Source organism: Acinetobacter sp. 778_lipA, from assembly GCF_058242985.1.
On sequence record NZ_JBZAYT010000001.1, the window covers coordinates 3,736,222 to 3,751,631 of the forward strand.

At 40.7% G+C, this 15,410-nt stretch carries 15 protein-coding genes; 3 read left to right on the forward strand and 12 right to left on the reverse strand.

From position 1 onward, the window contains the following. Positions 1-9: 9 nt before the first annotated feature. From AC4CUY_RS17660 to AC4CUY_RS17680, 5 genes are all read right to left on the reverse strand, one after another. On the reverse strand, positions 10-387 hold the full coding sequence (locus AC4CUY_RS17660) for a hypothetical protein (RefSeq protein ID WP_419328363.1): 378 nt from the start codon (positions 385-387) through the stop codon (positions 10-12). Next, positions 388-1,071, reverse strand: a complete 684-nt coding sequence (locus AC4CUY_RS17665) for a hypothetical protein (RefSeq protein ID WP_419328362.1) — start codon at positions 1,069-1,071, stop codon at positions 388-390. After that, positions 1,068-1,727, reverse strand: coding sequence for an HAD family hydrolase (locus AC4CUY_RS17670; RefSeq protein WP_419328361.1), 660 nt, complete (start codon positions 1,725-1,727; stop codon positions 1,068-1,070). The genes AC4CUY_RS17665 and AC4CUY_RS17670 overlap by 4 nt, the downstream gene beginning before the upstream one ends. A 76-nt stretch (positions 1,728-1,803) precedes the next feature. Next, entirely contained in the window at positions 1,804-2,712 is a 909-nt protein-coding gene (locus AC4CUY_RS17675; RefSeq protein ID WP_336954317.1) for a pyridoxal-phosphate dependent enzyme, read from the reverse strand. 63 nt (positions 2,713-2,775) lie between these two features. Next, positions 2,776-3,207: a GNAT family N-acetyltransferase gene (locus tag AC4CUY_RS17680; protein ID WP_419360633.1), complete on the reverse strand. Its 432-nt coding sequence runs from the start codon at positions 3,205-3,207 to the stop codon at positions 2,776-2,778. A gap of 439 nt (positions 3,208-3,646) precedes the next feature. Between AC4CUY_RS17680 and AC4CUY_RS17685 the strand changes: the two genes are divergently transcribed. Next, positions 3,647-4,333, forward strand: coding sequence for a hypothetical protein (locus tag AC4CUY_RS17685; RefSeq protein ID WP_419360631.1), 687 nt, complete (start codon positions 3,647-3,649; stop codon positions 4,331-4,333). A 65-nt stretch (positions 4,334-4,398) separates the two neighbouring features. On the opposite strand, the gene AC4CUY_RS17690 is transcribed toward AC4CUY_RS17685, so the two are convergent. Further along, on the reverse strand, positions 4,399-5,649 hold the full coding sequence (locus tag AC4CUY_RS17690) for a class I SAM-dependent methyltransferase (RefSeq protein ID WP_419360629.1): 1,251 nt from the start codon (positions 5,647-5,649) through the stop codon (positions 4,399-4,401). Positions 5,650-5,750: 101 nt separating this feature from the next. Here AC4CUY_RS17690 and trhA point away from each other — a divergent pair, with 101 nt between their 5' ends. Beyond that, the gene (gene trhA, locus AC4CUY_RS17695; RefSeq protein ID WP_151957606.1) at positions 5,751-6,395 is read left to right on the forward strand and encodes a PAQR family membrane homeostasis protein TrhA; all 645 of its coding nucleotides are present in this window, start codon (positions 5,751-5,753) and stop codon (positions 6,393-6,395) included. A 137-nt stretch (positions 6,396-6,532) separates the two neighbouring features. Further along, complete coding sequence (locus AC4CUY_RS17700; protein WP_004817867.1) at positions 6,533-7,843, forward strand: MFS transporter; 1,311 nt, start codon at positions 6,533-6,535, stop codon at positions 7,841-7,843. Positions 7,844-7,901: 58 nt separating this feature from the next. On the opposite strand, the gene AC4CUY_RS17705 is transcribed toward AC4CUY_RS17700, so the two are convergent. From AC4CUY_RS17705 to AC4CUY_RS17730, 6 genes are all read right to left on the reverse strand, one after another. After that, complete coding sequence (locus AC4CUY_RS17705; protein WP_336954310.1) at positions 7,902-8,567, reverse strand: RluA family pseudouridine synthase; 666 nt, start codon at positions 8,565-8,567, stop codon at positions 7,902-7,904. 157 nt (positions 8,568-8,724) lie between these two features. Beyond that, positions 8,725-10,665, reverse strand: coding sequence for an acetyl/propionyl/methylcrotonyl-CoA carboxylase subunit alpha (locus tag AC4CUY_RS17710; RefSeq protein WP_490774518.1), 1,941 nt, complete (start codon positions 10,663-10,665; stop codon positions 8,725-8,727). A gap of 94 nt (positions 10,666-10,759) precedes the next feature. Next, positions 10,760-11,593, reverse strand: coding sequence for an enoyl-CoA hydratase/isomerase family protein (locus AC4CUY_RS17715; RefSeq protein ID WP_336954307.1), 834 nt, complete (start codon positions 11,591-11,593; stop codon positions 10,760-10,762). A 14-nt stretch (positions 11,594-11,607) separates the two neighbouring features. Then, positions 11,608-12,765 (reverse strand): acyl-CoA dehydrogenase family protein, encoded by a 1,158-nt coding sequence (locus tag AC4CUY_RS17720; protein ID WP_336954305.1) that lies wholly within the window; start codon positions 12,763-12,765, stop codon positions 11,608-11,610. A 104-nt stretch (positions 12,766-12,869) separates the two neighbouring features. After that, entirely contained in the window at positions 12,870-14,483 is a 1,614-nt protein-coding gene (locus AC4CUY_RS17725) for an acyl-CoA carboxylase subunit beta (protein ID WP_490774519.1), read from the reverse strand. Then, positions 14,480-15,391, reverse strand: coding sequence for an SDR family oxidoreductase (locus tag AC4CUY_RS17730; protein WP_419360621.1), 912 nt, complete (start codon positions 15,389-15,391; stop codon positions 14,480-14,482). Before AC4CUY_RS17730 ends, AC4CUY_RS17725 begins: the two co-directional genes overlap by 4 nt. Between the last annotated feature and the right edge of the window lie 19 nt (positions 15,392-15,410).

Consider the following 15,410-nt stretch of genomic DNA (forward strand, 5'->3'; position numbering starts at 1 on the left):
CCCAACAGACTAGTTTTTTAGATTGTATTGCGTGACATATCCTTCTTGTGGAAAAGCATCCTGAGTGATGCTTTCTACTTGTACAACTTGCCCTTTGACTAAACTGGTCAAAGGTGGCTGTTCAATCGTAATTCGCATACGTTGATTGACCAGTGATTGACATCCACTATCAGCTCTTCCATTCTTTTTAGCTTTTAATATTTTGATATACATCGTCAATTTACTTTTTTCAAACTCACCTTGTGGCCCATTGATTGCCATCGTCATGGTTGAAGTTTCTTCTAAGACTTTAACCGTTAAGAGACATTTATTGAGATAAGATGCCCAAGTCAAATTGGGTACAATAAGCCCCATCATCAAAAAAATACCGAGTATTGCACGTTTCATTTACTGATCCTTTTTCCAAAACTTCCATGACTTTTCAGGGCAAGTATAAAGCTTGTCAGAAACAGGGATTTGATCATTGGTTTTGAGATCAAATACTTGAAATTGGCATTGGTTATTTTGATATTTACCTAAAATTTCATAATCGTGTCCAGCCTGTGGTCTGAACGAAGCAACAGCATCCACACATTGATCAATCAATTGTGCTTTTGTCCGAGATGAATCAGTCGCTCCAAATACAAAACCATATAAATTCACAGGTTGGTCGGCATTTAAAATAAACTCTTTATAAGAGATCAGTTGGTAAGTCCGCATAGCATTGCTTTCAGCTTCTTTCTGAATCGCACTACGAGGCATCCCTTCTTCGATATTAAAGGTAATTCTGGCATACGCTTTTAGCGCAGATAATGCACCATTTCCACTTAAGTAATCCCGTATCCCAGCTTTTCTTCCAGCACAATCAAATGAATGTTGAATTAAAGTTTTTGTCGCACCCTTTCGATAGACCCGAATCCGTGACTGTGTCGCTGGATCATAAGTTTTTGGCTTTGTTTCCACCTGTAACTCATAGGCTAACGGTTGTTGTTTATCTGTTTCGGCTTGTGCAAATACACTGAATTGAGATACTACTCCAAATAAAAATAAAACCTGAAACTTTACCCTACCGTGCTTATATAATCTTTTCATTTTATTTTTAAAATACTAAGTATGTCTTGAAAAGACTTTACACGATGATCGGCCTGTGTCGATGTTACTTTTTGTTGAGGGTCAAATAAGATCGTTTTCATGTCCAACGCTTTTGCACCGCAAATGTCTGCTACCTCATTGTCGCCAACAAAAATGCAGTGCTGAGGAATAACACCGAGCTGCTGACATGCCAATTGGAAAATTTCTGGATGAGGCTTTCGCAGTCCAACAGCTTCTGACACAATCACACTCGAAAAATACTCACTTAAACCTAAGGCTTTGAAATTATCTTCCTGAAAAGGTGTCTTTCCATTAGAGATTAATCCAAGATAAAAATTTGCCTTAAACAAGCTATAAATAACCAGATCAACACCACTAAAGCATCGACAAAATTTATTAAAGTCTTGAATATAATTCTCTAATAGCGCTTGTGTCGAATAGCTGGATATTTGAAACTCTTGAATAAGTTGAGCATACACCTGATCTTTCCATACAGAACCATTATTATCCAACTCAATAAAACGCTGAATAAATTGTGGTTTCTGTTGAATCGCAACCAGCTCGAAGAAATTTACCTGCCAATTTAAAAAAGCCTTTAGGGAGGAGGTGCGATCAAGTAAGGTTTGATCTAAATCAAAAAGTATAACTTGAATCATCTCACCATCCTCTAAATCGAAAAGACTTGCTAAAGGATCAATAGATTATAATCATTGATTATCTATTCAATCCGATCTATCCATTGAATGCTTGTAGTGTTTCTAGGGTAATCCCTGCGCCACCACATACAATCACCAAGACCTGATCAGCGGGTTTAAATTGAATCGTCTGATCATAAAGCACTGATAACGTTGCACCACATGCCGGCTCAACCAAAATACGATGATCATCCACAAATTTTAAACAAGCATCTACAGTGTCTTGATCTGAAACTACCAAACTACGAACTTCAAGTTCTTGGCCCACTTCAAATGCATTTTGACAAACTTTTTTTGCTGCAAGTGTTGTTGCTATACCACTCACTTGATCCAATTCAACATGTTGCTTAGCGACAATCGAAGCATGTAAGGATGCTGTACCTTGGGTTTCAACCGCATAAATTGGAATATGGGCTAAACCATGTTTCTTTAATCCTGCTGCAACACCTGAAAGTAAACTTCCGCCACCCACAGATAAGACCACTGCATCTGGAGTAACCCCTTCTGCAATGACTTCATCAATCATCGGGATAATGCCTTCCCATAACAGTGGATGATCAAAAGGATGAATAAATACATCATGCTGTGTTAATAAGGACTGCGCTAAAGCATTGGCTTCAGTCCATGAAGCGCCATGTACAATAACCTCTGCCCCTTGCTGGGCAATTAATTCTCTCGCACGTTGTGCTGTGGTTTCAGGAACAACGACGGTCACTGGAACACCCAGTTGTCGACCTGTATAAGCAACAGCTAAGCCTGCATTGCCACCCGATGAACTGATAAAACGCTGGGCACCTTGTTCAAAATATTTCTGACAGGCATGGCTAATACTTCGTTGTTTAAATGATGCCGACGGTTGTAAGGCTTCCATTTTTAACCACACCTGACATTGATTCAGTTGGCTTAAAACTAAAGATTGTATTAACGGGGTTTTTATACTGAGCATGGGCAAATCGATTCTCTTGGTTTATTTCAATCTTGGCTTATTTCAATGTTGGTTTATTACAATTCATTCATTTTTTAAACTTAACCCCATATCGATATGTGGAATCTCACAATCTAAATATTCTTCACCTTGTACCTGAAAGCCTAAGTTTTCATAGAAGTGCGTTGCATAGACTTGAGCAGATAATTGAAGAAATGCTCTATTTTGCTGTTTTGCAACTTGAATAATATGTTGCATGAGCAGTTTACCAATCCCCTCACCTCGATATTGTTGCAACACAGCAACTCGACCAATACTGTTATTTTCCAATAACCGCGCTGTAGCAATGGCTTGATCTTGCGCATATACAACAAAATGCAATGAAATGGCATCCTGCTCATCCCATTCATCTGCTTCACTGATGTTTTGTTCTTCGATAAAAACCATGCTTCGAATCAATTTCGCATCATGTTGAAGCTGGCTCCACGGCCCAGATTGAATGACAAATTGACTCATTATTTAAATCCTAATGGTTGAGAAATTGATCCTTCATTCTTGCAATTATGTTAGGGTCTGTTGACAATTCGTCTACGTTTGCGCCTACGTGTGTTTTTTAGCCGATACTAGGCACGAAATACGAAATTTAGTTATTCTAAATGATGAGAAACATCGTTTCGCAAGGTAACACGTAGCGGCAAAAAACACGCTAGTCCCCCGCTGCGCCTTGCGCTGCAAACAAAGCACTGCTTTGTTCTTGCTCAGGGTTGTGGCTAAAATTATCTCAGCCTTCGTTATGAAACTCGAAAATAGTCTCGCTATTCTCTTCGTTTCATGCCTTACCTGCTCAATTTTAACCTACAACGCAAGCCATTTATGAAATGTCAACAGACCCTCATGTAATGCACAGTGACAATGCGTTCACTTTCACCAACTTAACTAAACTTGTAGAATAATTATGTTTCTAAATCATAAATTTAAAGTATTTATTTATAGCGCAATTTTACTGACGACTCAAAGTATTTATGCAAAAACATCCGAGCTAGATCGTGTGAACATTATCTCAAAAAGCATGATTGGCTTATTTTCTCAAGACCCAAATCAAGATCAGCTTAATTTAAAAATGAGTGCCGCAATTGCAGGTATCTCAGAGGCTGAAGCTAAAAAAAACCGCGATGAAAGTGGCGAAAAACAAGCCACTGCATCTGAAAAGATGAAGGAAATACTCAAAGAACAATTTAATGCCAACGATTTTAAAATTGTCGCGCCAGCATTTGAACGCCAAATGAAAGCTCAAAGTGTTGCATATCAAAGCTGTAAACAGGATGGTAAAATTATTGAAAATAGTCAAAGTTTTCAAGTACCGTTAACCTGTAAAGTCCCTGTGCTTAATTTAGACAATGTCCAAATGCCTGAACGTGCTAGCAAAGAAAGTGATGCGCAATTTGCAGCTAAAGCAACAGACTTTCTGACAGAACTACTGGTTAAAGCCCCAACAGAAACATTAAAAACCAATATCTTGATTCATAAAATGGGTGAACAATTGATTCCAGAAATGGATGATCCACAATATTTTCCAGATACTATTTCTCAAAAAACCACGGGCTCAAGCGAAGCTGAGCTTGATGAAATGAATCAGCAATAAAATAATTTATCTAAATAGTACCAAGAGAGAAAGCAGTTAAACCTGCTTTCTCTCCTCACAACGCGCTAGCACTTAGCGCCAATGTCTTGCTGGTCCCACTGATCATTCAATAATAATTCTAAGGATTGCTTTTGAATCCCATACATCTCTTTTAAAGCACGAATTTGATCTAAGACTGTTTGATCAGGTGCAGTGAAATCTTTACGCTTGGTTGCCAAAATCATTTTGTTTTTACTGGTATGTTCTAATGCCACAAATTCAAAGACTTTGGTTTCATAACCATACGCTTTCAGCAACAGAGCTCGCATGGTATCTGTCAGCATTTCAGCTTGTTGTCCTGCATGAATACCGAATTGCAACATTGGTTGTAGCACTTGCGGACTGTTCAATTGTGGGCGTAATTCTTTATGGCAACATGGTGCACACATAATCATTTGAGCGTTTAAACGGATACCTGTATGTATCGCAAAATCTGTTGCAACATCACACGCATGTAAGGCGATCATAATATCCAAATGGGATGGATGATACGTTCTCACATCACCTTGGAAAAAATCCAATTGATTAAAATCGGACTTTTGCGCAACCTCTTGGCAAAATTTCACCATTTTGTCATTCAGCTCAACACCCGTTACAAATGGGGTTTGATGTTGTTTTGCCAAATAATCATATAAAGCAAACGTTAAATAGCCTTTTCCTGAACCAAAATCGACAATTTTTAAAGCCTGCTCTTTGGTTTTTCCATCATGCACTAAAGTCTCTGACTGTTGAATATGCACTAAAGCACCTGAAAAGATTTCAACAAATTTGTTAATCTGCTTCCACTTACGTGCCATGCTTGGAATAATTTGTGCATTGGCATCGGTAATGCCGAGCGGTTGGAGAAAATAGCTTTCTTGGTCGACAAAACGATGTTTTGTACGATCATGCCCTTGTTGTTGGTTTTTAGCGGTTTTATCTAGCTTATTTTTACTGATGGTCAGCAAGGCTTTCTTTTTATTTTTCTTCAGCTGCGTTTCAGCCTCATCAGTAAATAAATTGGCTTGTTTACAATCCTCAGCCAGCCCCTGAATTGTCGTTAACGCATGGGGAAGTGGATAGTTTTTAGTAATATCATTGGTTTTATAACGATATAGACAGCTTAGAACCGTTTCATTCTGTAGCTGAATGACGCGAAAGGTCATTTTCTCTAAATCAACCAATTCTCCTTTATACTGACTTAAAATCAAACGATCTAAGCTTTGATTATCAATAGCTTGCTGTACGCTATCAAAAAATTGTTGTTCCTGAACAGATAAGCTTGCCACATTGGACATAATCAAAACTCGTATTAATTAAGTTACCTATTTTAAGACGTCTTACTTTAAAGGTAAAACTCCATTACTATACAATTGTATTTTTAGGATAATAAGGTCCAATGTCGACAGATAAATTGATTCACATCTATGCACCACAAGAAGAACGTATTAATGCATTGAGTCATGCATTTGGTGCGATTTTGGCTGCGATAGCGACTGTTTTGATGCTGATTAAAGGCAACTATCTACATGGATGGCAATTTTTTGGATTGCTTGTCTATGGTCTAAGTATGATTCTACTGTTTTCCAGTTCAGCGATTTATCATTTTTCTGTCGATGAAAAAAAACGCCAGTGGTATAAAAAGCTGGATCATACCGCGATTTATTATTTAATTGCGGGAACCTATACGCCCTTTTTGGCAATTGCCATCCCAACAGCAAAAGCACATTATTTATTGATTGCACTTTGGGTCATCGCGGCCATTGGAACACTATTCAAGTTAATATTCATTCATCGTTTTGAAAAAATTTCACTGATTGCTTATTTGGTCATGGGTTGGCTTGCCGTGCTTGTAATGGATGATATGCAACAGTATTTAAAACCAGAAGCATTAAAATTATTGGTCATTGGTGGTTTAGCATATACAATAGGCGCATTGTTTTATGCCTTAAAAAGAGTAAGATACACTCATGCTATTTGGCATATATTTGTTTTGGTCGGTGCAGGATCACATTTCCTTGCAATCTATCTTTACGTCATTTAATTCATAGACACTCAAAATTCAGTGACCCTGATGGAGTGAATTTGGGTTGATCTCGTTGTTTTTTTAAGAAATTACGCCTTTTTTAAAAAGATTACGCTTTAAAGACTCGTTTTACTTTTAAAAGTGTAAGGTTCACCATGGCGTCATTATCTACTGCTACTCCAGAAATTCAAACAAATTCAAAGACTCGTGTGCTTTTCGCAAGTCTTGTGGGTACAACAATCGAATTCTTCGATTTTTATATCTATGCAACTGCTGCAGTCCTCATTTTTCCGCATTTGTTCTTCCCTGCAAGTACAGATCCGATGACGGCAACAATTCAATCACTCGCAACATTTGCCATCGCATTTATTGCCCGCCCTATTGGCGCAGCAATCTTTGGTCACTTAGGTGATCGTATTGGTCGTAAAGCAACCCTCGTCGCGGCTTTATTGACCATGGGTGTTTCAACAGTGTGTATTGGTCTACTTCCAACCTATGCACAGATTGGTATCGTTGCACCGCTATTACTTGCACTTTGTCGTTTAGGTCAAGGCTTAGGTCTTGGTGGTGAATGGTCTGGCGCAGTCCTGCTTGCAACCGAAAATGCACCTGAAGGCAAACGTGCTTGGTATGGGATGTTCCCACAACTGGGCGCACCGATCGGTTTTATCTTGGCAACGGGTTCATTCCTTGGTCTTGGCGCATTGATGTCTGAAGCAGACTTTATGCAATGGGGCTGGCGTATTCCATTCCTTGCAAGTGCTGCATTGGTGATTGTGGGTTTATATATTCGCTTAAAATTGCATGAAACCCCAGCGTTCCAAAAAGTATTAGACAAACAAAAAGAAGTTAATGTTCCATTTAAAGAAGTTGTGACCAAACATTATAAAATGCTCTTCCTCGGCACAATTGCTGCTGTGTGTACATTCGTGGTGTTCTATCTCACAACAGTATTTGCACTCAACTGGGGAACCAAACAACTGGGTTACTCACGTGCAGAATTCTTAGAGATGCAACTGGTCGCAACACTGTGTTTTGCTGCGTTTATTCCGCTTTCTGCTGTATTTGCTGAGAAGTTTGGGCGTAAGGCAACCTCTATTGGGGTATGTATCGCCTCTGCACTTTTTGGTTTAGTATTTGCCAGTATGCTTGAGTCAGGTAGCACAGTGATTGTGTTCTTGTTCTTATGTGTAGGTTTAGCATTGATGGGAATGACATATGGTCCAATTGGTACGGTCTTGTCTGAAATTTTCCCGATTTCTGTACGTTATACAGGCTCTGCATTAACCTTTAACTTGGCAGGTATTCTGGGCGCATCTTTTGCACCTCTGATCGCAACTGAACTTGCAACCAAATATGGCTTACAAGCGGTGGGTTACTACTTGACAGCAGCATCCATTCTTTCACTGTTAGCATTCTTGGCCATTCGTGAAACAAAACATGATGATGTTAACAACCAAGTTTAATCACCCTCTCAATGATCAAAGCCTGCAATTTTGCAGGCTTTTTTGATTTAGCGAAATGCTAAAACTCAGGCTCAGATACAATCTCAACCAGTAGATTATTAAAAGGCTGCATAAAAGACAAATAGCTTGCATGTAATGCCATACGCGCTAAATCAGTGTTAAACGGCGTAGGATGGTAAAGCTTATCGCGCATAATCGGATGCCCAATATGTTGCATATGCACCCGTAATTGATGAGAACGTCCTGTAATCGGTGTAAGTAGCACTCGACTTACATCCTTTTCAGCATCATAGCTTACAGATTCAAATAAAGTTTGAGCGGGTTTGCCTAACTCAAAATGCACGATCTGGCGTGGACGATTTTCCCAATCGGTAATCAAAGGCACATCCACACGACCATTGCTATTGATTTGCCCTTGCACCAAAGCAATATAATTTTTTTTAACAGTTCTCGCTTGAAACATTTTACTTGCTGCAACTTCCGCATCACGATGTTTGGCGAACAACAGAATGCCCGAGGTTGCCATATCCAAACGATGGGTAATTTTGGCATTTGGATATATTGCCAATACTCGAAAATAAGCGCTGTCATGATGTTCAGGCAAACGCCCCGGAACTGAAAGTAACCCTGCGGGTTTATTGATGGCAACAAAGTCATTATCTTCAAAAATAATGTCAAGTGGATCTAAAGGAGGCTGATAAACAAAGCCATCATCAATCGGCATGTGGATCGTATATTGAGAAGAATTGCCGAAAAATAGCAATAGACTAAAAAGCTGTCAAGCATGTACATGCTTTATTATTTTCCGCAATCAAAAAAACTCCAATACACGAGAATATTGAAGTTTTTAAGTCACTATACAATGCACTTGATCTGATCAATCAAGCCTGAATATTCAATACCAACTGACGTTTCTTTACCTGTTGTCCAACTTGCCCAATAATCTCATTAACGACCCCATCAACATCAGACTTAATCTGTTGCTGAATCTTCATCGCTTCTAAAATCAACAAAGTTTGACCTTTAGTCACCGTATCACCCGCATTTACCAAGATATTGATAATCGCACCATCCATTGGTGCACGAATGTTACCATCGCCTGCGACATCGGAAGTTTCAGGTGCTGCATAGGTGGTATTTTCAATGCTGATATTGCCATTTACCGCATCTAAATACAGCTGATTTCCATCTAAGACATAGTCAATCGAACGGCGTACACCATCCACCTCATAAATGAATTTTTCTGCTTGCTGTTCGACAATGCTGATCCCAAGTGTCTGCCCACAAATTTCAACGCTCACTTGGTTTTGATCACGTTTCACCAAAAGCTGTAATAACTGATCATCATGCTTGAGTTTTAAAGGTAAAGATAACGCAATTCCGGTATTCCAACTGCTTTGACTGGAAGCATTGGTCAACAGTGCCGCAGCAATAGCTAGGTGTTCTAAGCCCAAAGCTTGTTTATGTAAGCTGCCATCTGTTTGGAAATGTTCTTGAATAAAGGCAGTATTGGTGTCTCCTTTAACAATAATAGGGTGTCTTAATAAATTCACTAAAAACTGCTTATTACTATTCACCCCCAACAATACACAATCATCTACAGCACGCGCCAAGAGCCGAATGGCATCCTGACGGGTTTGACCATATGCAATGACTTTTGCCACCATTGGGTCGTAAAACGGACTAATTTCATCCTGTTGCAACAAACCATGATCAATTCGAACATTGGGTAAATCAGCAGCTTGCCAGCGCTGTATTTGACCAGTCTGTGGCAAGAAATCTTGGCGGGGGTCTTCTGCATATAAGCGAACTTCTATTGCATGTCCTGACAAGGTCAATTCAGACTGTTGTAAGGGCAAGGTTTCACCATTGGCCACACGCAGTTGCCATTCCACCAAATCTAACCCTGTGATCAGTTCCGTTACTGGATGCTCGACTTGCAAACGTGTATTCATTTCGAGGAAATAAAACTCACCTGATTGATCCAATAAAAACTCCACCGTTCCTGCACCGACATAATCACATGATTTCGCTGCTGCAACAGCAGCCTCACCCATTTGTTGGCGTAAGCTTTCAGTCATCACTGGACACGGGGCTTCCTCAACCACTTTTTGATGACGACGCTGAATCGAACAATCACGCTCAAATAAATACACATAATTGCCATGGGTATCGCCAAACACCTGTATCTCAACATGGCGTGGAGCAATCACAGCTTTTTCAAGAATCAGCTCACCTGAACCAAAGGCATTTTCTGCTTCAGAACGCGCTGTTTTTAAGGCTTCAACAATATCAGCAGATTGCTGTACCAGACGCATACCGCGCCCACCACCACCTGCTGAAGCTTTGACCATCAGTGGATAACCAATTTTATTGGCTTGTTGTTCTAAATACTCTATATCTTGCTGATCACCTTCATAGCCCGGCACACATGGTACACCCGCCTGAATCATGGCAATTTTTGACAGTCGTTTACTGCCCATCAATTCAATTGCTGGTGCAGGGGGGCCAATAAAGGTAATTCCATTTTTCTTACAAGCTGCTGCAAAATCGGTATTTTCAGAAAGGAAGCCATAACCGGGATGAACAGCATCAGCTCCCGTTTTTTTACATGCATCGATAATATTCTGAATAGATAAATAAGACGCTGAAACTTTTGAAGCACCAATATATACAGCCTCATCTGCAAGCTGTACATGACGCGCCTGACGATCTGCATCTGAATAGACAGCCACGGTCTGATAGCCCATTGCTTTTGCTGTTTTCATCACGCGAACAGCAATTTCACCACGATTCGCCACCAATATTTTTGAAAATGCCATTCTCGTTTTCCCTATTTTTAGTTTTATATTCACTTGATTATCTTGGTTGAATCACACCGATCCCAATCAAGATCACTGATCAGCAGTATCACACTTATGCATCAAACCAATTTGGATGACGCTTTTGGATAAAGGCCATTGTGCCTTCTATACCTTCTTCCCCCCCCACAGCATTGGCAAATTGCTGTGCGGCATCATCCAATAAAGGCGTCAAAGCTTCATTTAAAGTACGGTGCAATAGAGCTTTAGTTACACGAGATGCTTGTGGGGCAGTACGTTTAATCTGCTGAATGGTTTCGATCAATAAAACTTCCAGTGCTTTTTCATTCTCAACCACTTCATGTACAACACCAACCTTCAATGCGGTATGCCCCTCAAAACGTGCACCAAGTAAAGCCAAACGACGCGCTTGAGTTAAGCCAATTCGCTTTACCACAAATGGGGCAATCTGGGCGGGAATAACCCCTAATCCTGTTTCAGGTAAACCAAATTTGGCATCGGCAAGACTAATTGCAATATCTGAAACACATGCCAAGCCAAAACCACCACCCAACACCGCACCTTCTAAAACCGCGACAACAGTTTGTGGTACTTGATCCACTTGCTCCAGCATATGTCCAAATTGACGATTGAAATCAACATAAGGCTGATTAGAACCAATATTGATGGCCTCACCACGCAGTTGAGCCATATCTTTAATGTCACCACCTGCACAAAAATGTCCATCTTTGCCACGTAAAATGACTGCACGAATGGAGATATCATCTTGGATCGTTTTAAACACTTGTTGAATCGCTTTGACCATATTCAAACTCATTGCATTGCGACTCTCAGGTCGGTTGAGCCATAAGGTTAAAATACTGCCTTCTTGCTCAAGCTCAATGCTGCGATCAAATTGTTGTGTTGTCAGAGATTGCGAAAGTGCCATATTTATTCTCCTTATTATTTACGCTTAGATGGAAGAATGTCCATCAACTTACAAATAATTCCAAGCATAATTTCATCTGCACCACCACCAATCGAACCTAAACGACCATCACGATACAGCTGAGAAGCGGGGTTATCCCACATAAAACCATTTCCACCCCAAAACTGTAAGCAACTGTCTGCAACTTCTCTAGTTAAACGACCTGCTTTAAGTTTTGCCATAGAGGCAATTTCTGTTGCATTTCCACCGTCAATGTGAATTTCACAAGCACGATAGGTTAAGGCACGTAAAGCTTCCACTTCGGTCATCAACTCAGCAAAACGGAAATGTACATATTGGTTATTAATCAACGGTTGTCCAAAGGTGCTTCGTTCTTTGGTATATTGAATGGTTTGTTGAATCACATTTTCCAAACCACCAATTGCATTGGCAGCCGCCCACATTCGTTCTTCTTGGAACTGCATCATTTGCATCATAAAGCCCATACCTTCTGTACCCACCAAGTAGCGTTGTGGTACACGAACATTGTCAAAATAGACTTCTGCTGTCGTGGTTGAACGCATTCCCAATTTATTAAGTGGTTCAGAGAAAGAGATGCCAGCGGATTTTGCCGGAACAATAATCATAGACTTATTGACATGCGGTTTATCATCAGAGGTATTGGCCAATAAACAAAAAAAGTCAGCTTGCAGGGAGTTGGTAATCCACATTTTGCTACCATTAATCACATAATCATCACCCTGTTTTTTTGCAGTGGTTTTAATGGCTGCAACGTCTGAACCTGCATGTACTTCCGATACAGCAATTGAAGCAACATATTCACCTGCAATTGCAGGTGTTAAAAATTCATCTCGTAATTCTTGACTACCAAAGCGTGCCAAAGCTGGTGTTGCCATATCCGTTTGCACACCAATCGCCAAAGGTACTCCACCACAGGCGGCTCGTCCTAACTCTTCTGCAACTACAAGGTTATAAGAATAGTCTAAGCCTAATCCACCATTTTCTTCAGGCTTACAAATCCCCAGCAAACCCAAATCAGACAGTTTTTTAAACACATCATGAATAGGAAATCGTCCTTCAGCTTCCCATGTCGGAATATAAGGATTGAGTTCAGTCTCAACAAACTGACGTGTAGTACGACGTAGTGCTTCATGCTCTGTTGTAAATTTCATTGTTTTTCCTTAAATTTAATCTTCTCTCACTCGCTTTAATAAAGCGGAGAACACCTCACTTTTAAAAGATGAGGAATAATGCGTTTCGCAAGGGCGAAGGACTTTTAAAGCCTCGATACACCAAATTGTATTGGATTTAGTTTGCGATGTTCTGCTTCATAAATTGTTTCTAGTAAGAAGATCAGGACTTTGCGTGTATCACGCGGATCGATAATTCCATCATCATGCAACATGGCCGTATTAAATAAGGCGGTTGACTGCTGTTCTAATTTGGCTGCTGTACTTTGCTCTAAGAAATCCAGCATCTGCTCGTTAGGCTCCATCCCTGAAGCCTTTTGCTTTCCTTCCGCTACAATACGTAATACCTTTCCAGCCTGAGCTGAACCCATCACCGCCACATGCGAGTTTGGCCATGCAAAAATAAATTGCGGTGATAATGGACGTCCACACATGGCGTAGTTCCCCGCACCATAGGAACCCGCCACAACAATAGAAATTTTCGGCACAGTGGTATTGGCAACGGCCTGAATCAATTTCGAACCATGCTTAATAATGCCATTCTGTTCAGCATCAGTTCCAACCATAAAGCCTGTGGTGTTATGTAAAAACAGTAATGGGCGTTTAGTCTGTTCACAAAGGTGAATGAACTGTGCAGCTTTGGTTGCGCCTTGTGGGGTAATCGGTCCGTTGTTGGTGATAATTCCGATATGTAACCCACCAATTTTTGCCCAGCCACACACGGTCAATGCATCATATTCTTGTTTTACTTCAAAGAATTCAGAGTCATCAACAATTCGTGCAATCACATCTTTCATGTCAAAAGGCTGCTTCGGACTTGCAGGAATGATCCCTAACAGCTCCTCGGCAGGATAACGTGGCTCTTTATAGCTTAAGTTTAACTTTTGAGTTTGCTCTTTCCAGTTAAGATGCTCAAAAACCTCACGGGCAATACGAATTCCATCGGCATCATTCTCGGCTAAAAATTCTGCTGTTCCAGCAACCTGTGCATGCATTTCTGCACCACCGAGTTCCTCTGCTGTTGCCACTTCTCCGGTTGCCGCCAAAAGTAAAGGTGGCCCTGCGAGTAACATCTCAGTTTGCTTACGAACTGCAATCACATAATCAGATAGACCCGGTTGATACGCTCCACCCGCTGTTGCATTGCCATGTACCACGGAGACTTGGGGTAAACCTGCGGCAGACAGTCGTGCCTGATTGGCAAAGGTCATACCCCCATAAGTAAACACTTCAGCAGCGTAGTTTAAGTTGGCACCCCCACTTTCAGTGAGAGTCAGCATCGGTAATTTTTGTTCAAAAGCAATCGCCTGCAAACGTAAGGTTTTTTGTACCCCCATCGGTGACATTGTTCCGCCTTTGATTGCACTGTTACTTGCTGAAATCAGACAACGAACACCGCTGACAAAACCGATCCCTGAAATAATCCCACCACCTGCATCTGACCCATCTTTATCATCATGCATGGCATAACCCACCAAGCCACACAGTTCTACAAATGGTGAATCAGGATCAAGAGCTAAACGGACACGTTCATGCGGTAAAATTTTACCTTTCTTGTCAAACTTAGGTTTGGCTGCATAAGATTTTTCAATATTCTTATTTTGTACTGCACGCACTTCGGCAATTTGAGCAAGTAATGCCTGCTTGTTCTGTTCAAATTGCTCACTACCAACTGTAATTTCGGATTGGAGAACAGTCATGAGTTTTCTCCTGTCTGTTGGTTATTGGTTTGATCACTCAATTGTTGTTTTAATACATCTGGAATAAAGGCACGATGGAAGCCATTAAACGACTCACTATTTGAAGCATCTGCCAATGGGTACATTCGAGTACCTAAGGATGCAGCACCATCAATACGAATCGTCATGCCAGAAATAAAACCTGCGGCTTCTGAAAGTAAATAACAAATGGCAGAAGAAATTTCAGATTCCGTGCCCATCCGTTTCAATGGCACATTTCCCGCCAAACTTGGGATAATAAATTTGGCAAAATCACCGGTATAATTATCCATTCCTGAAGAAACAACCCAGCCAGGTGCAACACAATTAACACGTACGCCAGAACGTCCCCACTCCACCGCTGCTGTTTTGGTTAAATTATCTACCCCAGCACGGGCTGCACCAGAGTGTCCCATCCCCGGCATGCCACCCCACATATCAGCTGCCATATTGACAATACTGCCACCATGTTTTGCCATCCATTGGTTATAGGCTTCTTTCATTAAATAGAAGGTCGAATGCAGGTTGTTCCGCACCACTGCATCAAAACCATTGGCAGAAATCCCTTCTAAATTTGAGGGAAACTGACCGCCAGCATTATTGACAAGGCCATCGAGTCTGCCAAATTTTTCAATCACTTCAGCAATCATCTCTTTCACGTTTTGTTCTTCGCGATTATCACAAACGATAAAATGAACTTTGCCACCATCTTCGATGATTTCTTTGCTGACATTTTCCAGCTTTTCAATTTTCCGCCCTGTAATCACCACTTGAGCCCCTAAAGCAGCCAGTTCATGAGCAGTACAGCGTCCTATACCCGAACCACCACCGGTCACAATGATGACTTGGCCCTGAAAAGCATCCGATCTAAATATTGAGTGATAATGCATTTTTATATCCAAATTGTTG